This window comes from Pseudaquabacterium inlustre (assembly GCF_038066595.1).
In the GTDB taxonomy this organism is placed as follows: domain Bacteria; phylum Pseudomonadota; class Gammaproteobacteria; order Burkholderiales; family Burkholderiaceae_C; genus Pseudaquabacterium; species Pseudaquabacterium inlustre.
The window spans coordinates 1-22,288 of the sequence record NZ_JBBUTH010000012.1 but is presented as its reverse complement, the minus strand read 5'-3'; the positions used below and the strand labels follow the sequence as shown (position 1 = coordinate 22,288).

Below are 22,288 nucleotides of genomic sequence, written 5' to 3'. Positions count from 1 at the left end.
AATCTTCGGCAGCGCCGCCGACTTCGCGGCGATCGCCGCGTTCTTCGCTCTCGTCTTGCTTGGCATACATGCTCCTGCTGGTCATGCTATGCCTCGCACACAAAATTTCGGACAGGCTCGACTGAAGAAGTTCAAACCGCAGCCAATCCACTTATCTCAGGCCGTCTCGTGTTCAGACGACCGGAGCCGGCTCTCTCGGTCATCGAGCTCTCCCGCGCGAACGTCTGCGACCATTCTGAGCACGTACTCGGGCGCGGCACGCCAAGGTCACTTGTAGCCGGCCGGGCCACGAGCTGCGCCGAAGTTCGTCGCCAGATAGATGCCCTTGATCGGCACTCCGAGGCCGAAGTTCCGAGCGCGCCTCGACCGGCGGCTTCTGGCCGGCTGCGTGCGTAGGTCCGCCCAGGGCAAGCGACTGCTCCCGCCGCGAAGCCGCCGTCGCACGAGGTAGCCACAGATGAGTTTGGCGCCCAGCACCCCATGCTGGTCGAAGAAGCGCGCTACGAGCCAGGCCGCAAGATCGGCCAGCCCGATGACCGCAACGACGGACGCACGGCCGGCGTCAGTCAGCCTGGATGTTGGCCGTCTTGACCACCCGCGTCCACTTCGCCAGTTCGTCAGCAATGAACCGGCCGAACGCCTCGGGCGAGTTGGGTGCGGCCTCGGCGCCGGCATCGTGAAGGCGCTGCGCGATGGCCGGCTCGGCCAGCACGCGCTGGATGTCGGCTGCAGCGCGCGAGGCGGCATCGCGCGGCATGCTGGCTGGGGCGACGTAGCCGGTCCAGCTGTAGGCCTCGTAGCCCGGCAGCCCGGATTCGGCGATGGCGGGCACGCCGGGAAACAGCACGCTGGGCTTGGCATTGGCGACGCCCAGCGCCCGCACCTTGCCGGCCTTCCACTGCGGCAATGCGGTGGGCGCGTCGCTGAACATCAGCGGCACCTGGCCGCCCAGCACATCGCTCATGGCCGGGGCCGAACCCTTGTAGGGCACATGCACCAGCTGGGTTCCGCTCTGGATGGCGAACAACTCACCGGCCAGGTGTGTGCCACCGCCGTTGCCGCTGCTGGCGTAGCTGAGCTTGCCCGGCTGCTTTTTCGCCAGCGCGATCAACTCGGCCACCGTCTTGGCCTCGACAGACGGGTGCGTCACCAGCACCACCGGGAAGCGCGCGCCGAAGCTCAGCGGTACGAAATCCTTCTGGATGTCGTAGGGCAGCCTGCCCTTCAACGACGGCAGCACCGTGTGATGGATGCTGCACGCGAAAAGGGTGTGGCCGTCGGTGGCCTTGGCCGCCAGATCCGCGCCCACCTGGCCGCCGGCGCCGGGCCGGTTGTCCACCAGCACCTGCTGGCCCCACAGCTCCGACAGGCGCGCCGCCAGCACCCGGGCGACCGCATCCACCGGCCCACCGGGCGGAAAGGGCACCACCAGCTTGACCGTTCGCTGCGGCCAGGCCGCCTGCGCCCGCACGGCCAACGGCCAGGCGCTCAAGGCGGCCACGCCAGCAGACGCCGCTGAAGCCACAAGAATCAGGCGTCGACGATTGGGCTGGGTACGGTGCATGTTGCGCATTGGCTGGGGTTGGCAAACGGGTTGAGCGAGGCGTCAGGGTCGCCTGGGGGCGGCCTGCTGCCGCGCGGCATTGCCGCCATCAGATGGCTGCTGCGCTGGCATGTCAATCAGGTCGAGCACGATCCATCGGCTGCGCCGCTCTTGCCCGGTGCACAAGCGGTCAGCCGCCACCTCCCGGGCAAAAAGACACTCGAAGCTGCTGAAGAACGCGAGGTCGTCGACCACGTGCGCACCGAACCACCGATCGCGGCGGCTGCCTTTGAGACTGGCTCGGCCAAGTCGCGCTCGCCCGCGCGGAAGGTCCGCTTCGGACTGGCTGAGCACATCGCAATGCGCGAGCACCGCCGCCGCCAAGCCCTGGCGACCGTTGGCACAGTTTCCTATACTGTGCTTATGTACAGTCTCGAGCCAGCATCATGGATGTGACCCGCGTCGGCCGGGATCCAGGCGCCAGCGCAGGTGCGTCCCGCGCCAGCGTGGCCATCGGCTTTGGCTCGCCTTCCGGGGACACCGGGGTCACGCGCCTGGACCTCAATGACATCCTCGTGCGCCACCCGCAGGCCACGTTCCTGATGCGCATCGCCGGCGACGCGATGCGAGAGGCCGGCATCGACGGCGGCGATCTGGTGCTGATCGACCGCGCCATCGCGCCGTCGAACGGTCATGTCGTGATCGCCATCGTGGGCGACGAGTTCGTCTGCCGGCGCCTGAGCCAACAGGGCGCTGATGTCCGCCTGACGGCCGCGCAAAGCGCTTGTGCCGACATCCTGGCGCGCGAGGGCGAGGCGTTCCAGATCTGGGGCGTCGTCACGCAGGTCATCAAGGCCATGCCGGTCTGATCGGCCGGCCGGAGCATGGCGATGTTTGCGTTGGTCGATGTCAACAACATGTACGTCAGCTGCGAGCGGGTCTTCAGGCCCTCGCTGATCGGCCGGCCCGTGGTGGTGCTGTCGAACAACGACGGCGCCTGCATCGCACGCAGCAACGAAGCCAAGGACCTTGGCGTCAAGATGGCGCAGCCCTGGTTCCAGGTGCGCCATCTCGAGCGCGAGGCCGGCCTGATCGCCTTGTCGGCCAACTTCGAGCTCTACGGCGACATGTCCAGCCGCATGATGTCCCTGGTGGGCGAATACGCGCCGCGACAAGAGGTCTACAGCATCGACGAGTCCTTCCTCGACTTCGCAGGCGTTCCAGGCGACCTCCTGGCCATCGGGCGCGAGATGCGGTCCAAGGTGCTGCGCTGGACGGGCCTGCCCACCAGCGTGGGTTTCGGCCCCACCAAGACACTTGCCAAGCTTGCCAACCACATCGCCAAGACGGCCGAGCGCAAGCCCGGGTCGTACGACGCGCGGTTCGCCCAGGTCTGCCACCTGGGCCAGCTGGGTGTGGATGAGCTGCGCGCGGTGTTCCAGGCCACCGGGGTGGGCAACGTCTGGGGCGTCGGCCGGCGCATGACGGCCAGGCTCAACGAGGGCGGCATCCACACCGTGCTCGACCTGGTGGATGCGGACGTGGCCACGCTGCGCAAGCAGTTCAGCGTCGTGCTCGAGAAGACGGTGCTGGAGCTGCGCGGCACGGTGTGCATGGACGTCGATCACGAGCCGGCGCCACAGCAGCAGATGATGTGCTCGCGCTCGTTCGGGGCGGCGGTGACCGAGCTGCCTGAACTGGTGGAGGTCGTCAGCCAGTTCGCCTCGCGCGTGGCCGAGAAGGCGCGCCAGCAACAGGCCGCGGCCGGCGCGGTGCACGTGTTCATCACCACCAGCCCGTTCCGCCAGAACGACCGCCAGCACAGCCCGAGCACCACGGTGCCCCTGGTGCGACCCAGCGCCGACACGCGGGTCATCGTGGCGACAGCCGTTCGCGCCGTGCAGGCGATGTACCGTCCCGGCTTCAACTACGCCAAGGCGGGCGTGATGCTGGTGGACCTGGGGCCGCAGCGCCAGCAGCAGGGCGAGCTGGACCTGTTCCAGCAGGACGGGCACGACACGTCGCCGCACGGCGTCGAGTCACCCCGGCTGATGGATGCGCTCGACGCGCTGAACCGGCGCTTCGGCAAGGGCGCCGTATCGGTGGCGAGTGCGCAGCACCACCAGCGCCATCAGCAGCACGCGGGCCGGCAACTCAGGCGCTCACCCCGGTACACCACGCGTCTGGAAGACATCGCCACAGCGCGTGCATGACGGCGCTCTGCCCAGGGTTCCCTATCCTGATCGTGACCCTTGCCGGTGCCGGCTGGCGCTGATCCACAGCGGCCCGAACGCCAATTTGATTGACATCTAAAGCTTTAGGACTAAACTGGTCGCACCCTGAGCCTAGGAGTGCGCATGAAGATCGTCTGCATCGGCGGTGGGCCCGCCGGCCTGTACTTCGGTCTGCTGATGAAGCAGCTGAACCCGGCGCATCAGGTGCGCGTGATCGAGCGCAACAAGCCCTACGACACCTTCGGCTGGGGCGTGGTGTTCTCCGACGCCACCATGGACAACATGCGCCTGTGGGACCGCACCAGCGCCGACCAGATCCAGGCCGCCTTCAACCACTGGGACGACATCGAGCTGCTGTTCAAGGGCCGGCGCATCCGCTCGGGCGGCCACGGCTTCGTGGGCATCGGCCGCAAGAAGCTGCTCAACATCCTGCAGGCGCGCTGCGAGGCCCTGGGCGTGGAGCTGGTGTTCGAGCAGGACGTGTCCAGCGACGAGGACTTCTCCGACGCCGACCTGGTGATCGCCAGCGACGGCATCAACTCGCGCATCCGCAGCAAGTACGCCGATGTCTTCCAGCCCGACATCGTCACCCGCCCCAACCGCTACATCTGGCTGGGCACCAAGCGCCTGTACGACGCCTTCACCTTCGACTTCCAGCAGACCGAGCACGGCTGGTTCCAGGCCCACATCTACAAGTTCGACGAGCACACCAGCACCTTCATCGTCGAGTGCCCTGAGCACGTGTGGCTGGCCCACGGGCTCGACAAGGCCGACCAGGACCAGTCGATTGCCTTCTGCGAGCAGCTGTTCGCCGGCAACCTGGCCGGCGAGAAGCTGATGACCAATGCGCGCCACCTGCGCGGCTCGGCCTGGCTGAACTTCCAGCGCGTCACCTGCGGCCAGTGGTGGTTGCAGAACCGCCACGGCAGCCATGTGGTGCTGATGGGCGATGCGGTGCACACGGCGCACTTCGCCATCGGCTCGGGCACCAAGCTGGCCATCGAGGATGCGATCGAGCTGACGCGCCAGTTCCAGCTGCATGGCGATGCGCCCGAGCACATCCCCACCGTGCTGGCGGCGTACCAGGAGCTGCGCCGCGTCGAGACGCTGCGCCTGCAGAACGCGGCCTGGAACGCGATGGAATGGTTCGAGGTCTGCGGCACGCGCTACTGCGACCAGCTGCCGCCCGAGCAGTTCATGTACAGCATGCTCACGCGCAGCCAGCGCATCAGCCACGAGAACCTGCGCCTGCGCGATGCCGCCTGGCTGCAGGGCTACGAGCGCTGGTTCGCCGAGCGCGCCGGCCTGCCCCAACCGGCTGCATTGCCGCCCACGCCGCCGATGTTCACGCCCTACACGGTGCGCGGGGTCACGCTGAAGAACCGCGTGGTGGTGTCGCCGATGGCCCAGTACTCGGCCACCGACGGCGTGCCGGGCGACTACCACCTGGTGCACCTGGGCGCGCGCGCCATGGGCGGCGCGGCGATGGTGTTCGCCGAGATGACCTGCACCAGCCCCGATGCCCGCATCACGCCGGGCTGCCCGGGCTTGTGGACCGACGAACAAGGCGCGGCCTGGACCCGCATCGTCGACTGGGTCCATGCCAACACCGATGCCAGGATGGCCGTGCAGCTGGGCCATGCCGGCGCCAAGGGCAGCACGCGCCGCGCCTGGGACGGCATCGACCAGCCGCTGGCCGATGACGACACCGAGCCGAACTGGCCGCTGCTCAGCGCCTCGCCGCAGCAGTACCTGCCCGGCACCAGCCAGGTCTCGCGCGCGATGACCGAAGCCGACATGGACCGCGTGCTCGCCGACTTCGTGGCCGCCACGCAGCGCGCGGCGGATGCTGGCTTCGACTGGCTGGAACTGCACTGCGCCCACGGCTACCTGCTGTCCAGCTTCATCTCGACGCTCACCAACCAGCGCACCGATGCGTACGGCGGCAGCCTGGCCAACCGCCTGCGCTACCCACTGCGCGTGTTCAACGCGGTGCGCGCCGCCTGGCCGGCCGAACGGCCGATGAGCGTGCGCATCTCGGCACACGACTGGGTGGAAGGCGGCATCACCCCGGCCGATGCGGTGGAGATCGCCCGCGCCTTCAAGGCCGCGGGCGCCGATCTGATCGACTGCAGCTCGGGCCAGGTCAGCAAGGCCGAGAAGCCGGTCTACGGCCGCATGTTCCAGACCCCGTTCGCCGACCGCGTGCGGCAGGAGGCCGGCATCGCCACCATCGCCGTGGGCGCGATCAGCGAGGCCGACCATGTCAACAGCATCATCGCCGCCGGCCGCGCCGACCTGTGCGCCGTGGCCCGCCCGCACCTGGCCAACCCCGCCTGGACGCTGACCGAGGCCGCCCGCATCGGCTACACGCCGCAGCCGTGGCCGAAACAGTACCGATCGGCCAAGGGCCAGCTGGAGGCTGGGTTTGCACGGCAAGCCGCACAGGCCAAGGCATCGGCATGAGGCGCATCGCATGACCCCAGCCACCTCTTCCAACAGCCTGCTGCAAGGCCACACCGCCGCGATCACCGGCGCAGGCCGCGGCATCGGCGCCGCCATCGCACAACGCCTGGCCGCCGATGGCGCCCGGCTGTGGCTGCTGGGCCGCAACCTGCCCACGCTGCAGGCCCTGGCCGCCACCTTGCCCAACCACGCCGTGGCCGGCTGCCTGGCGGTGGACGTGGCCGATGCCGGCGCAGTGCAGCAGGCCTGGGCGCAGATGGCCGAGGCCGGCGCCATGCCCGACATCCTGGTCAACAACGCCGGCCAGGCCGCCAGCGCGCCGCTGGGCCGCACCAGCGATGCGCTGTGGCACCAGATGCTGTCGGTCAACCTGAGCGGCAGTTTTCATTGCCTGCGCGCCGCGCTGCCGGCCATGCAGGCCGCCGGCTGGGGCCGCGTGGTCAATGTGGCCAGCACCGCCGGCCAGCGCGGCTACCCGTATGTGGCGGCCTACACGGCAGCCAAGCATGGCGTGATCGGCCTCACCCGCGCGGTGGCGCTGGAGGTGGCCACGCAGGGCATCACGGTGAATGCCGTGTGCCCCGGCTTCACCGAGACCGACCTGCTGCGCGACAGCGTGGCCAACATCGTCGGCAAAACCGGCCGCAGCGAAGCCCAGGCGCGCGACGCCCTGGCCCAGCACAACCCGCAAAAGCGCCTGGTTCAGCCGCAGGAAGTGGCCGATGCCGTGGCCTGGCTGTGCAGCCCGGCCGCCGCATCGCTCACCGGACAATCCCTGTCCATCAGTGGTGGCGAGGTGATGTGATGCCCAGCAAGAAGACGACAACGACGAGCACGTCGGAAACAACCAACTACCGCCGCCTGCGCCTGGTGGAAGACCACCAGATCGGCCTGGAAGGCCGCGCCGTGCCGGCCGACCACCAGGCCGTGAAGCTGTGGCTGCGCCTGCTGAGCTGCAGCACGCAGATCGAGCAGGAGATCCGCAGCCGCCTGCGCCTGCGTTTCGACACCACGCTGCCGCGCTTCGACTACCTGGCCCAGCTGGAGCGCCACCCCGAGGGGTTGCGCATGAACGTGCTGAGCAAGTACCTGATGGTCACGGGCGGCAACGTCACCGGGCTGACTGACCAGCTGGTGAGTGAAGGCTGGGTGGAACGCGTGGTCAACGAGGCCGATCGCCGCTCGCAGATCGTGCGCCTGACCGATGCCGGCCGCGCGCACTTTCTGGTGATGGCCAAGGAGCATGAGCGCTGGCTGATCGAGCTGTTCGCCGGCTTCGCGCCCGAGCACCGCACCGGCCTGTACGAACTGCTGGGCCGCCTGCGCGTGGCCCTGGTGCAGGCCACTGATCCGGCCGACCCCGACACGCCGGAAGACCCGCCCACCCCGTCGTCATCCTCCACCACCGCCCGCAAGAAGGCCTCCTGATGAGCACGTCCAATCTCGACCCCGCCCTGGCCGCCGGCAACCGCTGCACGCTCACCGGCCATGAGGCACGCCACTTCGGCTGGCGCGTGGAGGCCGGCATCGGCCATGTCACGCTGAACCGGCCCGAGCGCAAGAACCCGCTCACCTTCGACTCGTATGCCGAGCTGCGCGACCTGTTCGGCCGCCTGAAGCACGCCACCGATGTGCATGCCGTGGTGCTGAACGGCGCGGGCGGCAACTTCTGCTCGGGCGGTGATGTGCACGAGATCATCGGCCCGCTGGTGCAGCTGGCCGCGCCCGAGCTGCTGATGTTCACGCGCATGACCGGCGATCTGGTGAAGAACATGCGCGCCTGCCCGCAGCCCATCGTGGCCGCGATCGACGGCGTGTGTGCCGGCGCCGGCGCCATCCTGGCGATGTCGTCCGACCTGCGCCTGGGCACGGCCCGCAGCAAGACCGCCTTCCTGTTCAACCGCGTGGGCCTGGCCGGCTGCGACATGGGCGCCTGCACCATGCTGCCGCGCATCATCGGCCAGGGCCGTGCCAGCGAGCTGCTGTACACCGGCCGCAACCTGGGCGGCGAGGAGGCCGAGCGCTGGGGCTTCTTCAACCGCCTGGTCGAGCCCGAGGCCCTGGCCGCCGAGGCCGCCGCACTGGCCGCGCGCCTGGTGGCCGGCCCCACCTTCGCCAACGGCATCACCAAGACCATGCTGCACCAGGAGTGGAACATGGGCATCGACCAGGCCATCGAGGCCGAGGCCCAGGCCCAGGCCCTGTGCATGCTGACCGGTGACTTCCGCCGCGCCTACGAGGCCTTCGTGGCCAAGCAGACGCCCGTGTTCCAGGGCAATTGAGCGCATCTTCGGAGCTCCACATGGCCGACCTCAGCCACCTCGACTGGCCCTTCTTCGACGCGCCACACCGCGCGCTGGCCCAGGCGCTGGACGCCTGGTGCACCGAGCACCTGGCCCATGCCGGTCACAGCACCGATGTGGACGCGCAGTGCCGGGCACTGGTGCGCCAGCTGGGCGAAGGCGGCTGGCTGCGCCACGCCGTGGCCGGCACCGCGCATGGCGGCACACGCGACGTGATCGACACCCGCGCCATCTGCCTGCTGCGTGAAACCCTGGCCCACCACCACGGCCTGGCCGACTTCGCGTTCGCGATGCAGGGCCTGGGCTCGGGCGCCATCAGCCTGGCCGGCACCGAGGCGCAGCGCGCGCGCTACCTGCCGGCCGTGGCCAGCGGCCAGAAGCTGGCGGCCTTCGCGCTGTCCGAGCCCACCGCCGGATCGGATGTGGCCGCCATGCAGTGCAGCGCCCGCGAGGACGGCGGCCACGTGGTGCTGGACGGCGAGAAGACCTGGATCAGCAACGGCGGCATCGCCGACTTCTACGTGGTGTTCGCCCGCAGCGGCGAGGCGCCCGGCGCACGCGGCATCTCGGCCTTCATCGTCGATGCCGACACGCCGGGGCTGCACATCGCCGAGCGCATCTCCGTCATCGCGCCGCATCCGCTGGCCCGGCTGCGCTTCGAGAACTGCCGAGTGCCGGTCAGCCAGCGCATCGGTGCGCCGGGCGAGGGCTTCAAGATCGCGATGCGCACGCTGGATGTGTTCCGCACCTCGGTGGCCGGCGCCGCACTGGGCTTTGCCCGACGCGCGCTGGCCGAAGGCCTGCAGCGCGCCAAGAGCCGCACCATGTTCGGCGGCGTGCTGGGCGACTTCCAGCTCACCCAGGCCAAGCTGGCGCAGATGGCCACCACGGTGGACAGCGCGGCCCTGCTCACCTACCGCGCCGCCTGGCTGCGCGACCAGGGCCGCACTGTCACGCGCGAGGCCGCCATGGCCAAGCTGGCGTCGACAGAGGGCGCCCAGCAGGTGATCGACGCGGCCGTGCAGCTGTTCGGCGGCCAGGGCGTGGTGAGTGGCGAGACCGTGGAAAGCCTGTACCGCGAGATCCGCGCGCTGCGCATCTACGAAGGCGCCACCGAGGTGCAGCAGCTGATCATCGGCCGCGACCTGCTGCGCTGACCCCACGCCAGTCTCAACCCGCCGGGAGACACCACCATGCCCAGCGCCCATGTGGATACGTTTGCGCAAGACCGGCTGCCGCCGCCCGAGCAGTGGCCGCAGTTCGTGTTCGATGGCCCGGGACTGCAGTTCCCGCCACAGCTGAACTGCGCCACCTGGCTGCTCGACCGCCATGTGGCCGAGGGCCGCGGCGAGCGCCCCTGCATCCTGGCCCCTGGCCTGCGCTGGACCTACCGCGAACTTCAGGACCGCGCCGACCGCATCGCCCACGTGCTGGTGCACGACATGGGCCTGGTGCCCGGCAACCGCGTGCTGCTGCGCGCCCCCAACACGCCGATGCTGGCGGCCTGCTGGTTCGCGGTGATCAAGGCCGGCGGCATTGCCGTGGCCACCATGCCGCTGCTGCGCGCCAAGGAGCTGCAGGCCATCGTCGAGATCTCCCAGGCCAGCCATGCCCTGTGCGATGCACGCCTGGCCGACGAGCTGCTGCAGGCCCAAGCCGCCTGCCCCACGCTCAAGCAGCTGCGCCTGTTCAACGGCGAGGATGCGGCGCACCCGCTGGCACCTGATCTGGCACTCGAGCCCGCCATGGCCCGCCACGGCACGCCATTCGCCAACGTGGACACCGCCGCCGACGACACCTGCCTGCTCGGCTTCACCTCCGGCACCACCGGCGTGCCCAAGGCCACCATGCACTTCCACCGCGATGTGCTGGCCGCCTGCCGCTGCTGGCCCGAGCAGGTGCTGCGCCCCACGGCCGACGATGTGTTCATCGGCAGCCCGCCGCTGGCCTTCACCTTCGGGCTGGGCGGCCTGCTGTTGTTCCCCATGCACGTGGGCGCGCAAGCCGTGCTGCTGGAAAAGGCCGGCCCCGAGCAGTTGCTGGAGGGCGTGCGCCAGTTCGGCGCCACCGTGCTGTTCACCGCCCCCACCTCGTACCGCAAGCTGGCGTCACACCCGCAAAGCGCGGCGCACAGCCCCGCCGCCGCGCTGCGCGGCAGCACGCTGCGGCATTGCGTGTCGGCCGGCGAGGCCCTGCCCGCCGCCACCCGCGCGCTGTGGCGCGAGGCCACCGGCATCGAGCTGATCGACGGCATCGGCGCCACCGAGATGCTGCACATCTTCATCTCGGCTGACGCGGCCCATGCCCGGCCCGGCGCCACCGGCCAGGTGGTGCCCGGCTACCGCGCCGAGGTGGTGGACGAGCACGACCAGCCGGTGCCCGACGGCACCGTGGGCCAGCTGCGCGTGATCGGCCCCACCGGCTGCCGCTACCTGGCCGATGCGCGGCAAACCCGCTATGTGCGCCACGGCTGGAACTACACCGGCGACGCCTACTGGCGCGATGCCGACGGCTACTTCCACTACCAAGCGCGCACCGACGACATGATCGTCTCGGCCGGCTACAACATCGCCGCGCCCGAGGTCGAGACCGCGCTGCTGCAGCATCCCGCCGTGGCCGAATGCGGCGTGGCCGGCGTGCCCGACGACGAGCGCGGCCAGATCGTCAAGGCCTGGGTGGTGCTGCACCCCGGCCAAACGCCCGACGAGGCCATGACCCGCGCGCTGCAAGACTTCGTCAAGCAGACCGTGGCGCCCTACAAGTACCCGCGCGCCATCGCCTTCGTGGCCGATCTGCCGCGCACCGCCACCGGCAAGCTGCAGCGCTTTCAGTTGCGCCAGCTGGCCTGAACCTTCGAGCGAGAAGCCATGACCCCTTCCAAGCAAGCGCTGCAACCCGCCGGCTGGGCCACACCCCGCGGCTATGCCAACGGCGTGGCCGCCACCGGCCGCCAGGTCTTCGTGGCCGGCATGATCGGCTGGGACGCGCAGATGCAGTTCCACAGCGACGACTTCATCGGCCAGACCCGCCAGGCCCTGGCCAATGTGGTGGCTGTGCTGGCCGAGGCCGGCGCCACGCCCGCCCACATCACGCGCATGACCTGGTACGTGACCGACAAGCGCGCCTACCTGGCCGCCGGCCGCGAGCTGGGCCGCCTGTACCGCGAGCTGATCGGCGACTACACCGTGGCCATGACCGCCGTGCAGGTGACGGCGCTGATGGAAGACCGCGCGCTGGTGGAGATCGAAGTCACGGCGGTGGTGCCTGACTGAGGCCCGGCCCCGGCAGAACTCAATCCACCGCGCCGATCGCCGCGCGCAGATCGGCCGGCACCTCGATGGCCTGGTGCGTGTGCAGCGAGGTGCACACCACCGTCTGCAGCGCCTGCATGCGCGGCTGGCCATCGGCGCCCAGGCAGGCCAGGCCCAGCGTGATGGATGAGCGCCCCAGGCGCTGCACCTGCAGGCGCAGCGTCACGTCGTCGCCCATGCGGCTCACGGCCTTGAAGTCGACCTCCAGCCGCACCGTGGGCAGGCCCACGCGCCGCACACCGATCAGGCCGGCAAAGCCTTCGCCCTTGCCCGGCAGCAGGCTGTCGACCCAGGCCTCCATCAGGTCATTGAACAGCACGAAGTACTGGGGATAGAAGACGATGCCCGCCGGGTCGCATTCCGAGAAGTGGATGCGGTGCGGGCGTGTGAAGACGGTGCCGGACATGCTGCGCATCATGGCCCATCATGCTTTAGGTGTAAAGCATTTGTCCGGCACTACGGCGGCCCGGTCGTGGTGCGCGCGCACCGGCAGCGGGCAGCCTGCGCACCCATTCCAGCGCCCGCCCGGCGAAACCCTGATCGCCAGGCCATTGATTCAGGTCTAAATTAATTGTGCTGGCCCGCCCGGGCCGGTGGCACCGGCCTTGCATGTCTGCGGCGTGCCGTCATCCGGAGGGCTGGATGTTGCTGTCTCCCACCACCGTTTCGCGCGCCATGCTTGGCGCGCCCGCTCGCCAGCTGTTCGCCTCACGCGATCTGCACGAGACCCGCTCGATGATCGCCCGCGTGATGAAGCCGCATGAGCTGCGCACCGTGGGCGGCGGCCAGCGCGTGGCCGCGCGCATGCACCACGCGGCGCTGGGCGAGGTGGCCATCAGCCGCCTGAGCCACGGCTGCACGGTCGACATCGACCCCGGCCCGCTGCAGGACTTCTACCTGGTGATGATGCCGCTGGCCGGCCACGCCCGCGTGCAGTGCGGCCCCCACACGCTGGACAGCGACACGCGCCAGGCCGTGGTGGTGAGCCCCAGTGATGCCCTGCGCATGCGCTGGAGCGCCGATTGCGACCAGCTGATGGTGCGCATCGGCCGCAGCTTTCTGGAGCGCGTGCTGGCCGCGCGGCGCGGCCGGCCGGCCGAGGGCGCGCTGCAGTTCGCCCCGGCCTTCGACTGGCAGGCCAGCGCCGCCTGGCAATGCGTGCTGCGCTTTCTGGTGGATTGCGCCGAGAGCGGGCTGGAGCCCACCCGCCAGCCGCTGCTGATGGCCCAGCTGCAGGACATGGTGGCCGCCACGCTGCTGGCCGAGCAGCCGCACAACCAGCAGCCGCCCGAGGCGCCCCGCCGCACGGCCGTGCTGCCGCGCCATGTGCGCCGCGTGCAGGAGCACCTGCGCGCCCACGCGCACGAGCCCATCACCGCCACCCAGCTGGCCGAGGTGGCCGGCTGCAGCCTGCGCAGCCTGCACAGCGGCTTTCAGGCGTATTGCGGCGTGAGCCCGATGCAGTACCTGCGCGATCTGCGCCTGGACGGCGTGCGCGCCGACCTGCTGGCCGGCCAAGGCGACACCAGCGTCAGCAGCGCCGCGCTGCGCTGGGGCTTCGGCCACCTGGGCCGCTTCAGCGCCGACTACAAGGCGCGCTTTGGCGAGGCGCCCAGCCAAACCCTGCGCAGCCACTGACGCCGCGCAAGCCAACGCCAAAAGCCCTCGCAATCCGGACAGCCGGCTGCGCAAAGCGGATAGCGGCGCGGCCCGCGCCCGCCGATGCTGTGGCCCATGGCTGCTGCATCCCACTCCGCGCAATCCGTCGATGTGCTCTTCGTCGGCAGCGGCATCAACGCCCTGGTGGCCGCGGCCCTGTTGGCCCGCGCCGGGCGCCGCGTGCTGCTGCTGGAGCGCAACGACCGCCTGGGCGGCTGCATCCGCACCGATGCGCTCACCCTGCCCGGCTTTGCGCACGACACGCTGTCCACCGCGCATCCGCTCTTCATGGTGGGCCCGGCCTATGCCACGCTCGGCAAGGCGCTGCACGAGGCCGGCCTGGTCTACTGCAACACGGCAGCGCCCACCGGCGTGCTGCTGCCCGATGGCCGGCACCAGATCCTGTGGAACGCGCGCGAGCGCAACCTGGCCGCGCTGGGGGCTGATGGCGCCGCCTGGAGCACGGCGCTGGACGACGTGGGCCGCCAGGCGCCGCTGCTGTTCTCGCTGCTGGGCAATGAGTTGTGGCGCCTGGGCACGGCCAAGACCCTGGCCGGCGCCGCCTGGCAGCAGGGCCCGCAGGCGCTCAGCGCCTTCTTCGGCCAGGCCATGGTGCCGGCGCGGGCGTGGCTGGCGCAGGCCTTTGCCGACGAGCGCACACGCGCGCTGCTGGCGCCCTGGGTGCTGCACTGCGGCCTGGGGCCCGATGCGCCGCTGTCGGCGCTGATGGCCCAGGTGGTGGCCTTCACGCTCGAGGCCGTGGGCATGCCCATGGTGCGGGGCGGCAGCGTGAACCTGGTGCGCGCCTTCGAGCGCCTGATCAGCCAGGCCGGCGGCCGCTGGGAAACGCATGCCGACGTGGCCGAGGTGCTGGTGCAGCGCGGCAAGGCCTGCGGCGTGCGCCTGGCCGATGGCCGCGAGCTGCGCGCCGGCCAGGTGGTGTGCAGCACCACGCCGGGCCAGCTCTATGGCCGCCTGCTGGGCGCCGAGCATGTGCCGCCCGAGGTGCAGGCCCAGGCCCGGCGCTGGCGCCATGGTAAGGGCAATATGCAGATCCACCTGGCGCTGGGCAGCGCCCCGCAGTGGCCCGACGCTGCGCTGTCCGAGGTGGCCTACCTGCACCTGAGCGGCGGGCCCGATGCCGTGTCACGCGCCGTCAACGAATGCGAGCGCGACCTGCTGCCCGCCGAGCCCACCATCTGCGTGGCCCAGCCCACCGCGCTGGACCCCAGCCGCGCGCCGATCGGCCAGCACATCCTGTGGGTGCAGCTGCCCGAGTGCCCGCGCTTTCCGCGCGGCGATGCGGCCGGTGAGATCGACGTGGCCGCGCTGGCGCCCCAGGGCGGCTGGACGCCGGCGCTGCGCGAGGCCTATGCCGACCGCGTGCTGGCGCAGATCGGCCGCCATCTGCCCACGCTGGCCGGCATCACGCTGGCGCGCCATGTGCTGTCACCCGCCGACCTGCCCGCGCTGAACATCAACCTGGTGGGCGGCGATCCGTATGGCGGCGATTGCAGCCTGGATCAATCCTTCCTCTGGCGCCAGATGCCCGCGCTGCGCAACCACGCCACGCCCGTGGCCGGCCTGTGGCACATCGGCGCGTCCACCCACCCGGGCCCCGGCCTGGGCGGCGGATCGGGCGTGCACCTGGCGCAGGCGCTGGGGGCGATGTAGCCCCGCCGCGCCGCCCTTCTCTTTCCTTCACCCCGTCACAAGCAGGAGCCTTCACGATGAGCACCCCCCTGGCCCAGATGGCCGCCGACATCGCCAGCGGCGCGCTGCAGGTGATCGACCTCAGCCACACCCTGTCGCCCGACTTCCCGGCCCTGCAGCTGCCGCCGCAGTTCGGCCAGGTGTGGGCCTTCAAGAGCGAGCGCATCTCGCAGTACGACGAGGCCGGCCCCGGCTGGTACTGGAACAATTTCTCCTGCGGCGAGCACACCGGCACCCACTTCGACGCGCCGGTGCACTGGGTCACCGGCAGCCAGCACGCCCAGAACAGCGTGGACACCATCGATCCGGCCCAGTTCATCGGCCCGGCCTGCGTGGTGGACGCCACGCCCCAAGTGACCGCCAACCCCGACTGGCTGCTGGACGTACCGCACCTGCAGGCCTGGGAGGCGCAGCATGGCCGCATCCCGGCCGGCGCCTGGCTGTTCTTCCGCACCGGCTGGGCGCAGCGGCTGGAAGACCCGGCCGCCTTCGTGAACATGCGCGAGGACGGCGCCCACACGCCCGGCCCCACGCAAGCTGCGGTGGAATGGCTGATCCAGGAACGCGATGTGCGCGGCTTTGGCGTGGAGACCATCAACACCGATGCCGGCCAGTCCTACGCCTGGCCGGTGGCCTACCCGTGCCACACGCTGATGCACGGCGCCAACAAGTACGGCCTGCAGTGCCTGAACAACCTGCACCTGCTGCCGCCCACCGGCGCGCTGATCGTGGCCGCGCCGCTGAAGATCCAGCGCGGCTCGGGCTCGCCGCTGCGCGTGCTGGCCTTGGTTCAACGTTGAAGCGGGGACAAGCCCAACACCATGGCTGAGCGTTCGTTTGCCGCCGAGGTCGAGCAGCTGCGCGTGCCGGCGGGCAGCACCTTCAGCGGCGAGGGCATCCTGGCCGTCACCAAGGCCCTGCTGGAAGCCGGCGTGGGCTATGTCACCGGCTACCAGGGCTCGCCGATCTCGCACCTGATGGATGTGCTGGCCGATGCCCAGCCCATCCTGCAGGAGCTGGGCGTGTACTTCGAGCCCGCGGCCAGCGAGGCGGCGGCCGCCGCGGCGCTGTCGGCATCCGTCAACTACCCCGTGCGCGGCGCCGTCACCTGGAAGAGCACCGTGGGCACCAACGTGGCCAGCGATGCGCTGGCCAACCTGGCCTCGGGCGGCGTGACCGGCGGCGCGCTGATCATCGTGGGCGAGGACTATGGCGAGGGCTCCAGCATCATGCAGGAGCGCACCCATGCCTTCGCGATGAAGTCGCAGATGTGGCTGCTGGACCCCAAGCCCAACCTGACCGACATCGTGCAGGCCGTGCACGACGGCTTCGCGCTCAGCGAGGCCACGCACACGCCGGTGATGCTGCAGCTGCGCATCCGCTCGTGCCACCTGCATGGCAGCTTCATCACGCGTGAGAACCGCCGCCCCGCCTTCACGCTGAAGGACGCGCTGGAGAACCCGCAGCGCGATGTCAACCGCATCGTGCTGCCGCCGGCATCCTTTCTGCACGAGCGCGAGAAGATCGAGCAGCGCTGGCCCGCCGCGGTGCGCCACATCACCGAGCAGCAGCTCAACGACTTCGTCGATGGCGAGCTCGATCACCTGGGCATCATTTTGCTGGGCGGGCTGTACAACAACGTGCAGCGTGCGCTGCAGCTGCTCGAACAGGGTGACCTGTTCGGCCACAGCCGCGTGCCGCTGTATGTGCTGAACGTGGCCTACCCGCTGGTGGACAGCGAGGTGCTGCGCTTTTGCCGCGGCAAGCGCGCCGTGCTGGTGGTGGAAGAAGGCCAGCCCGACTACCACGCGCAGAACCTGCAGCAGATCCTCAGCCGCCACGGCATCACCACCCAGCTGCACGGCAAGGATTTGCTGCCCATGGGCGGCGACTACACCGTGGCCACGCTGCGCGACGGCATTGCCGCCTTTCTGCGCCAGCACCATCCGGCGGCCTTTGCCGCGCCGGTGGCGGTGGCCCTGCCCACGCCGCTGCTGCGTGCGCCATCCGCCACGGCGGCTGCACCGGCCAGCCCGCCGCCCGCCCCGTCCCTGCTGCCCCCACGCCCGCCCGGCCTGTGCGTGGGCTGCCCCGAGCGGCCCATCTTCAGCAGCCTGAAGCTGGTGGAGCGCGAGCTGGGCACGCACCATGTGTCGGCCGACATCGGCTGCCACCTGTTCTCCATCATGCCGCCCTTCAACCTGGGCGCCACCACCATGGGCTATGGCCTGGGCGCCAGCAGCGCATCGGCCTTTGCGGCCGGGCGGCAGCTGGGCGCGGGCAAGAAGGCCATCGCTTTCATGGGCGATGGCGGCTTCTGGCACAACGGGCTCACGTCGGGCATTGCCAACGCGGTGTTCAACCGGCATGACAACGTGTTTGTCATCGTCGACAACAACTACTCGGCCGCCACCGGCGGGCAAGACATCCCGTCATCGCGCGCGCTCAACCCGCAGCGCAGCACCCAGCACCCCATCGAGCAGGCGGTGCGCGGCGTGGGCGTGACCTGGTTGCGCACCCTCACCCGCACCTACGATGTGGCCGCCATGCGCGCCGCGCTGCGCGAGGCGCTCACCAGCCGCGAGCCCGGCCCCAAGGTGGTGATTGCGCAGAGCGAATGCATGCTCAACCGCCAGCGGCGCGAGAAGCCCCAGCGCGCCAAGGCCCTGAAGGCCGGCCAGCGCGTGGTGAAGGAGCGCTTTGGCGTGGATGCCGCCGTGTGCTCGGGCGACCATGCCTGCATGCGCGTGTCGGGCTGCCCCAGCCTGACGCTGGCGCCCAGCGGCGATGCGCTGAAGCCCGACCCCGTGGCCCATGTGGACGAGCACTGTGTGGCCTGCGGCCACTGCGGCGAGGTGGCCGATGCCGCCGTGCTGTGCCCGTCGTTCTACAAGGCCCACACCGTGCACCACCCCAGCCGCTGGGAGCGCTGGCGCGCCCGCACCAGCGGCGCCGTGGTGGCCTGGCTACAGGCGCGTGAACAGCGCAGCCGCGCGCGCCGTGCGCTCTACCCCTTGCCCCAGACCCCCCCGCTGCGATGACCCCGCAATCCGACAAGCGCCCCCCGCGCCAGTTCAACATCGCCGTGCTGGCCCTGGGCGGCCAGGGCGGCGGCGTGCTGGTCGACTGGATCGTGAACCTGGCCGAGCACGCCGGCTGGACGGCGCAATCCACCTCGGTGGCCGGCGTGGCCCAGCGCACCGGCGCCACCGTGTACTACATCGAGCTGGTGGAGCCCACGCCCGGCCGCACGCCGGTGCTGGCCCAGATGGCCGTGCCCGGCCAGGTGGACGTGCTGCTGGCCGCCGAGCTGATGGAGGCCGGCCGCGCGGTGGAGCGCGGCTTCGTCACGCCCGAGCGCACCCTGGTGGTGGCCAGCAGCCACCGCACCTATGCCGTGCAGGAAAAGATGGTGCCCGGCAACGGCGTGGCCGACAGCGCTGCCGTGCTGGCCCTGGTGCAGCGCAGCGCCCGCCGCCTGGTGGCGGCCGACCTGCAGGCCCTGGCCGTGCAGCATGGCAGCGTGATCTCGGCCAGCCTGTTTGGCGCGCTGGCCGGGGCCGGCGTGCTGCCCTTTGCGCAGGCCGATTTCGAGGCCGTGGTGCAGCGCAGCGGCGTGGGCGTACAACCCAGCCTGGCCGCCCTGCGCGCCGCCGCCGAACTGGCCGCACGCGATGCCGCGCTGCCCACCCTGCCCGCGCCCGCCGCCGCCATGCAGCAGCCCGCCCGGCCCCTGCCCGAGCGCGCCGCCGCGCCCGCGCTGCAAAACCTTCTAGACCGCATCCGGCGCGACTTTCCCCGCCCCGCCTGGGACTGGCTGGGCGAAGGCCTGGCCCGCGTGACCGACTGGCAAGACACCGCCTACGGCGCCGAATACCTCGACCGCGTGGCCCCGCTGGCCGCGGCCGACACCGGCGCAGACGGCCATGCGCTCAGCATCGAGGCCGCGCGCTGGGTGGCCGTGGCCATGAGCTACGACGACGTGATCCGCGTGGCCGCGCTGAAGACCCGCGCCGAGCGCAGCGCCCGGCTGCGGGCCGAGGTGGGCGCCAGCGCCGACGCGGTGTTTGGCAGCGAGGAGTACTTCCACCCCCGGCTGGAAGAAGCCCTGGGCACCCTGCCCCGCGCACTGGCCGACTGGCTGGACGCCCGCCCCGCGCTGCGCCAGGCCGTGGCCGACCGGCTGGACCGCGGCCGCCGCATCCAATCCCACAGCCTGCGCGGCCACCTGATGCTGCGCGGCGTGGCCGGCCTGCGCCGCTGGCGCCGCGGCAGCCGCCGCCATGCGCAGGAGATGGCCCATCTGCAGGCCTGGCTGCAGCAGGTGCAGCAGGCCCTGGCCGGCGGCGACCCCGCGCTGGCCGTGGAACTGCTGCGCTGCCGTCGCCTGGTCAAGGGCTACAGCGACACCCACGCCCGCGGCAGCAGCCGCTTTGACCAGCTGATGGGCGCCGCCCGCCGCCTGAGCGGCCGGCCCCAGGCCGCCGCCCGTCTGGCCCAGCTGCGCGAGGCCGCACTGCGCGATGCCGAAGGCCAGGCGCTGCGCCAGGCCCTGCAGGCCATGGACCTGGCGGCATGAGCTCAGCGCCCGGCATGGCCGGCCGCGTGATCGACAGCCCCGGCTGGGTGCGCCCGATGGGCCATGTGGAAGGCATGGTGGCCAGCGGCCGCCACATCTTTCTGGCCGGCCAGCTGGGCTGGGACAGCCAGGGCCACTTCGCCAGCCCCAGCTTGAGCGGCCAGGTGCGCCAGGCCCTGCACAACATCGTGGCGCTGCTGGCGCGGGCCGGCGCCGAGCCGCGGCACATCACCCGCATGACCTGGTACCTGACCGATCCCGCCGCCTGGCATGCCCAGCTGGGCGCCATCGCCCAGGCCTACAACGAGCTGATCGGCCACGCCTTTCCGCCGATGACCACGCTGGCCGTGGCCGGCCTGCTGCACGACGAGGCCCTGGTGGCCATCGACGTGACGGCCGTGGTGGACGTGCATTGAGGAAGCCCATGACCCAGCCCACGCCCCCCGCTCTGAGCCGCCGCCAATTGCTCGGCCTGGCTGCCGCAGGCGCTGCCCTGCCGCTGGCCGCCCAGCCCGCCCGCGCCCAGTCACCCGCCCAGGTGCCCGCCCAGCCCTGGCCGGCCAAGCCGCTGCGCGTGGTGGTGGCCTTTCCGCCCGGTGGGCTGGCCGATGTGCTGATGCGCCACCTGCAGGCGCCCTTGCAGGAGGCCCTGGGCCAGCCGCTGCTGATCGACAACCGCGGCGGCGCCGCCGGCAACCTGGCCGCCACCGAGGTCATCCGCAACGGCGGCGACGGCCACACCGTGCTGGTGACCGTGACCACCACCGAATCGGTGAACCCGCTGCTGTTCCCCAGGCTGGGCTTCGACCCCCAGCGCGATCTGCAGCACGTGGCGCTGCTGGCCAACACCCAGCTGTTCTTGGCCACCCGGCCCACGCTGCCGCCCAGCACCGTGGCCGAGCTGGTGGCCTATGCCAAGGCCCGGCCCGGGCAGCTGAGCTACGGCTCGGCCGGCAGCGGCACCACGCCGCACCTGGCCGGCGAGCTGTTCAAGCAGGGCGCCGGCGTGTTTGCCACCCACATCCCCTACCGCGGCGCTGCCCCGGTCATCCAGGACCTGATAGCCGGCCAGGTGGACTTCGGCTTCGTGCCCGGCACCGTGTTCCCCGCGGTGAAGGCCGGCAAGCTCAAGCTGCTGGCCGTGGCCAGCCGCCAGCGCCCCCCCAACCGCCCCGACGCCCCCACGCTGGCCGAAGCCGGCGTGCCCGGCGTGTATGCCGACACCCTGTTCGGCGTTTATGCCCCCGCCGCGATGCCCAGCACCCATGTGCAGCGGCTGAACCAGGCCATCAACCGCCTGCTGGCCACCGAGCCCATCAAGGCCCGCTTTGCCGAACTGGGCGCCGACGCTGTGCCGCTGAGCCCCGAGGCCTTCAAGGCGATGGTGGCGGGTGAGGTGAAGGTGTTTGGGGGGATCGTGAGGGCGCGGGGGATTCAGGTGGATTAGCTCGGCGGGCCGGGCGCATCTGTGGATGCGCTGGGTGCTGAACGGTTTCACCTGAGTAGTCAGACCGAACGTCCAAGTAGCGACCTGCGCTCCGCAACGGTCGCGGCCTTGCGCACTACCGGCGACCACCCTCGGTACTAGGCCCATGCAGCCGTTCGGCATGTCCCGAATCGTCAGTCCAACGATGGACATTTGGAACCACGGAGCCTCGAGCAACCGAATCGGCTTGGCATAGTGCTTCATTCCTGCCGCTGGCGGGGGGTGCGACATTATTCGTGCGCGGTAGCGGGCTACTCCTAGGCTCGCATGGCGACGTACCATGCCGTGCTTGATGTCGGATAGGCGAGGACATTTCAAAAATCTGAGCTGGATGTCCGGCGGCTGCAAATGAACTAGGAGGAAAGACGTGAAGGACTTTGATGAAGCGCTTGAGGAACTGTTGAAGCTGTTAGAAGCGGGGATGCAAGTATGGCTCTTGGGCGCTGGCGCGAGCTACGACTCGAAGATTCCGCTGATGCTGCAATTGACAACTAGAGTTTGTAGCCTTGTTGCCGCTCCTCACGATGCCCCACTAGCCTCAATCCGAGGAGAGCTTCCTGCCAGCGCGCACATTGAGCATGTGCTCAGCCACCTTTCGGATCTGATCTCGATTGCCACCCGTAACAGCAGCAGGCAGGCGACTGTTGGCGCTAACGCGTACAGCGTTGACCAGCTGAAGGAATTGCATGCAGAGATCATTCGTCGCATCGCTGAGACAATCCGCTATGGTTATCGAGCGGCTGCGGCTGGGGTTCCAGAGGAAGTAGGTACGTTACAGCAGCCTATCGTCGATGTTGCGCATCACACAGCATTTATGGAGGCCCTCTTCGCAGGGCGCGCGAACCTCGAGTCGAGATCCCGTGTTGTATTCACAAGGGGGTGTCCGAATTTCTGTGTGTGAGGCGGGTTGCTGAATTGGCCCTGGGCCGATTTCCTCACTGCATCGGGGCCCCTGCCAGGCCGCCAGAGGCGCCCCCTGAATGCCTCATCGGCC

General features: G+C 70.3%; 20 protein-coding genes. 17 read left to right on the top strand and 3 right to left on the bottom strand.

From position 1 onward, the window contains the following. Positions 1 to 562: 562 nt before the first annotated feature. Positions 563 to 1,564, bottom strand: coding sequence for a tripartite tricarboxylate transporter substrate binding protein (locus AACH10_RS25200; RefSeq protein ID WP_423228666.1), 1,002 nt, complete (start codon positions 1,562 to 1,564; stop codon positions 563 to 565). A 42-nt stretch (positions 1,565 to 1,606) separates the two neighbouring features. Beyond that, positions 1,607 to 1,798: a hypothetical protein gene (locus AACH10_RS25195; protein ID WP_341413323.1), complete on the bottom strand. Its 192-nt coding sequence runs from the start codon at positions 1,796 to 1,798 to the stop codon at positions 1,607 to 1,609. 191 nt (positions 1,799 to 1,989) lie between these two features. Between AACH10_RS25195 and AACH10_RS25190 the strand changes: the two genes are divergently transcribed. The 9 genes from AACH10_RS25190 to AACH10_RS25150 all read left to right on the top strand — a co-directional run bounded on the left by AACH10_RS25190 (position 1,990) and on the right by AACH10_RS25150 (position 11,818). Then, complete coding sequence (locus AACH10_RS25190; protein WP_341413322.1) at positions 1,990 to 2,412, top strand: LexA family protein; 423 nt, start codon at positions 1,990 to 1,992, stop codon at positions 2,410 to 2,412. Positions 2,413 to 2,433: 21 nt separating this feature from the next. Then, positions 2,434 to 3,756 carry a Y-family DNA polymerase gene (locus AACH10_RS25185; protein ID WP_341413321.1) on the top strand — a complete coding sequence of 441 codons (1,323 nt, stop codon included), beginning with the start codon at positions 2,434 to 2,436 and terminating at the stop codon, positions 3,754 to 3,756. 144 nt (positions 3,757 to 3,900) lie between these two features. Then, the gene (locus tag AACH10_RS25180) at positions 3,901 to 6,243 is read left to right on the top strand and encodes a bifunctional salicylyl-CoA 5-hydroxylase/oxidoreductase (protein ID WP_341413320.1); all 2,343 of its coding nucleotides are present in this window, start codon (positions 3,901 to 3,903) and stop codon (positions 6,241 to 6,243) included. Positions 6,244 to 6,253: 10 nt separating this feature from the next. After that, entirely contained in the window at positions 6,254 to 7,048 is a 795-nt protein-coding gene (locus AACH10_RS25175; RefSeq protein ID WP_341413319.1) for an SDR family NAD(P)-dependent oxidoreductase, read from the top strand. After that, positions 7,048 to 7,671, top strand: a complete 624-nt coding sequence (locus tag AACH10_RS25170) for a MarR family winged helix-turn-helix transcriptional regulator (protein ID WP_341413318.1) — start codon at positions 7,048 to 7,050, stop codon at positions 7,669 to 7,671. The genes AACH10_RS25175 and AACH10_RS25170 overlap by 1 nt, the downstream gene beginning before the upstream one ends. Next, positions 7,671 to 8,525 (top strand): enoyl-CoA hydratase family protein, encoded by an 855-nt coding sequence (locus AACH10_RS25165; RefSeq protein WP_341413317.1) that lies wholly within the window; start codon positions 7,671 to 7,673, stop codon positions 8,523 to 8,525. Before AACH10_RS25170 ends, AACH10_RS25165 begins: the two co-directional genes overlap by 1 nt. 20 nt (positions 8,526 to 8,545) lie before the next feature. After that, positions 8,546 to 9,703 carry an acyl-CoA dehydrogenase family protein gene (locus tag AACH10_RS25160; RefSeq protein WP_341413316.1) on the top strand — a complete coding sequence of 386 codons (1,158 nt, stop codon included), beginning with the start codon at positions 8,546 to 8,548 and terminating at the stop codon, positions 9,701 to 9,703. Between the two features lie 36 nt (positions 9,704 to 9,739). After that, positions 9,740 to 11,395 carry an AMP-binding protein gene (locus tag AACH10_RS25155; RefSeq protein ID WP_341413315.1) on the top strand — a complete coding sequence of 552 codons (1,656 nt, stop codon included), beginning with the start codon at positions 9,740 to 9,742 and terminating at the stop codon, positions 11,393 to 11,395. A gap of 18 nt (positions 11,396 to 11,413) precedes the next feature. Next, the gene (locus AACH10_RS25150; RefSeq protein WP_341413314.1) at positions 11,414 to 11,818 is read left to right on the top strand and encodes a RidA family protein; all 405 of its coding nucleotides are present in this window, start codon (positions 11,414 to 11,416) and stop codon (positions 11,816 to 11,818) included. Positions 11,819 to 11,837: 19 nt separating this feature from the next. Here the strand turns inward: AACH10_RS25150 and AACH10_RS25145 are convergent, their stop codons facing one another. After that, complete coding sequence (locus tag AACH10_RS25145) at positions 11,838 to 12,263, bottom strand: acyl-CoA thioesterase (protein ID WP_341413313.1); 426 nt, start codon at positions 12,261 to 12,263, stop codon at positions 11,838 to 11,840. Between the two features lie 236 nt (positions 12,264 to 12,499). Here AACH10_RS25145 and AACH10_RS25140 point away from each other — a divergent pair, with 236 nt between their 5' ends. From AACH10_RS25140 to AACH10_RS25105, 8 genes are all read left to right on the top strand, one after another. Beyond that, positions 12,500 to 13,495, top strand: a complete 996-nt coding sequence (locus AACH10_RS25140; protein WP_341413312.1) for an AraC family transcriptional regulator — start codon at positions 12,500 to 12,502, stop codon at positions 13,493 to 13,495. A 96-nt stretch (positions 13,496 to 13,591) separates the two neighbouring features. Beyond that, positions 13,592 to 15,190: a phytoene desaturase family protein gene (locus AACH10_RS25135; RefSeq protein ID WP_341413311.1), complete on the top strand. Its 1,599-nt coding sequence runs from the start codon at positions 13,592 to 13,594 to the stop codon at positions 15,188 to 15,190. Between the two features lie 56 nt (positions 15,191 to 15,246). Continuing rightward, positions 15,247 to 16,029 (top strand): cyclase family protein, encoded by a 783-nt coding sequence (locus AACH10_RS25130; RefSeq protein ID WP_341413310.1) that lies wholly within the window; start codon positions 15,247 to 15,249, stop codon positions 16,027 to 16,029. A 21-nt stretch (positions 16,030 to 16,050) separates the two neighbouring features. After that, positions 16,051 to 18,270 carry a thiamine pyrophosphate-dependent enzyme gene (locus tag AACH10_RS25125; protein ID WP_341413309.1) on the top strand — a complete coding sequence of 740 codons (2,220 nt, stop codon included), beginning with the start codon at positions 16,051 to 16,053 and terminating at the stop codon, positions 18,268 to 18,270. Continuing rightward, positions 18,267 to 19,808 (top strand): indolepyruvate oxidoreductase subunit beta family protein, encoded by a 1,542-nt coding sequence (locus tag AACH10_RS25120; protein ID WP_341413308.1) that lies wholly within the window; start codon positions 18,267 to 18,269, stop codon positions 19,806 to 19,808. The genes AACH10_RS25125 and AACH10_RS25120 overlap by 4 nt, the downstream gene beginning before the upstream one ends. Then, entirely contained in the window at positions 19,805 to 20,224 is a 420-nt protein-coding gene (locus tag AACH10_RS25115; protein ID WP_341413307.1) for a RidA family protein, read from the top strand. Before AACH10_RS25120 ends, AACH10_RS25115 begins: the two co-directional genes overlap by 4 nt. An 8-nt stretch (positions 20,225 to 20,232) precedes the next feature. After that, the gene (locus AACH10_RS25110) at positions 20,233 to 21,255 is read left to right on the top strand and encodes a Bug family tripartite tricarboxylate transporter substrate binding protein (RefSeq protein WP_341413306.1); all 1,023 of its coding nucleotides are present in this window, start codon (positions 20,233 to 20,235) and stop codon (positions 21,253 to 21,255) included. Between the two features lie 406 nt (positions 21,256 to 21,661). Next, positions 21,662 to 22,195, top strand: a complete 534-nt coding sequence (locus tag AACH10_RS25105; RefSeq protein ID WP_341413305.1) for a hypothetical protein — start codon at positions 21,662 to 21,664, stop codon at positions 22,193 to 22,195. Positions 22,196 to 22,288: the final 93 nt, after the last annotated feature.

Bases quoted from the DNA above. Each gene is read 5' to 3' on its own strand.
- AACH10_RS25115 (WP_341413307.1), top strand. From the start codon at position 19,805: ATGAGCTCAGCGCCCGGCATGGCCGGCCGCGTGATCGACAGCCCCGGC.
- AACH10_RS25185 (WP_341413321.1), top strand. From the start codon at position 2,434: ATGTTTGCGTTGGTCGATGTCAACAACATGTACGTCAGCTGCGAGCGG.
- AACH10_RS25200 (WP_423228666.1), bottom strand. From the start codon at position 1,564: ATGCACCGTACCCAGCCCAATCGTCGACGCCTGATTCTTGTGGCTTCA.
- AACH10_RS25165 (WP_341413317.1), top strand. From the start codon at position 7,671: ATGAGCACGTCCAATCTCGACCCCGCCCTGGCCGCCGGCAACCGCTGC.
- AACH10_RS25155 (WP_341413315.1), top strand. From the start codon at position 9,740: ATGCCCAGCGCCCATGTGGATACGTTTGCGCAAGACCGGCTGCCGCCG.
- AACH10_RS25130 (WP_341413310.1), top strand. From the start codon at position 15,247: ATGAGCACCCCCCTGGCCCAGATGGCCGCCGACATCGCCAGCGGCGCG.
- AACH10_RS25110 (WP_341413306.1), top strand. From the start codon at position 20,233: ATGACCCAGCCCACGCCCCCCGCTCTGAGCCGCCGCCAATTGCTCGGC.
- AACH10_RS25145 (WP_341413313.1), bottom strand. From the start codon at position 12,263: ATGTCCGGCACCGTCTTCACACGCCCGCACCGCATCCACTTCTCGGAA.
- AACH10_RS25160 (WP_341413316.1), top strand. From the start codon at position 8,546: ATGGCCGACCTCAGCCACCTCGACTGGCCCTTCTTCGACGCGCCACAC.
- AACH10_RS25125 (WP_341413309.1), top strand. From the start codon at position 16,051: ATGGCTGAGCGTTCGTTTGCCGCCGAGGTCGAGCAGCTGCGCGTGCCG.
- AACH10_RS25175 (WP_341413319.1), top strand. From the start codon at position 6,254: ATGACCCCAGCCACCTCTTCCAACAGCCTGCTGCAAGGCCACACCGCC.
- AACH10_RS25190 (WP_341413322.1), top strand. From the start codon at position 1,990: ATGGATGTGACCCGCGTCGGCCGGGATCCAGGCGCCAGCGCAGGTGCG.
- AACH10_RS25180 (WP_341413320.1), top strand. From the start codon at position 3,901: ATGAAGATCGTCTGCATCGGCGGTGGGCCCGCCGGCCTGTACTTCGGT.
- AACH10_RS25135 (WP_341413311.1), top strand. From the start codon at position 13,592: ATGGCTGCTGCATCCCACTCCGCGCAATCCGTCGATGTGCTCTTCGTC.
- AACH10_RS25170 (WP_341413318.1), top strand. From the start codon at position 7,048: ATGCCCAGCAAGAAGACGACAACGACGAGCACGTCGGAAACAACCAAC.
- AACH10_RS25150 (WP_341413314.1), top strand. From the start codon at position 11,414: ATGACCCCTTCCAAGCAAGCGCTGCAACCCGCCGGCTGGGCCACACCC.
- AACH10_RS25140 (WP_341413312.1), top strand. From the start codon at position 12,500: ATGTTGCTGTCTCCCACCACCGTTTCGCGCGCCATGCTTGGCGCGCCC.
- AACH10_RS25120 (WP_341413308.1), top strand. From the start codon at position 18,267: ATGACCCCGCAATCCGACAAGCGCCCCCCGCGCCAGTTCAACATCGCC.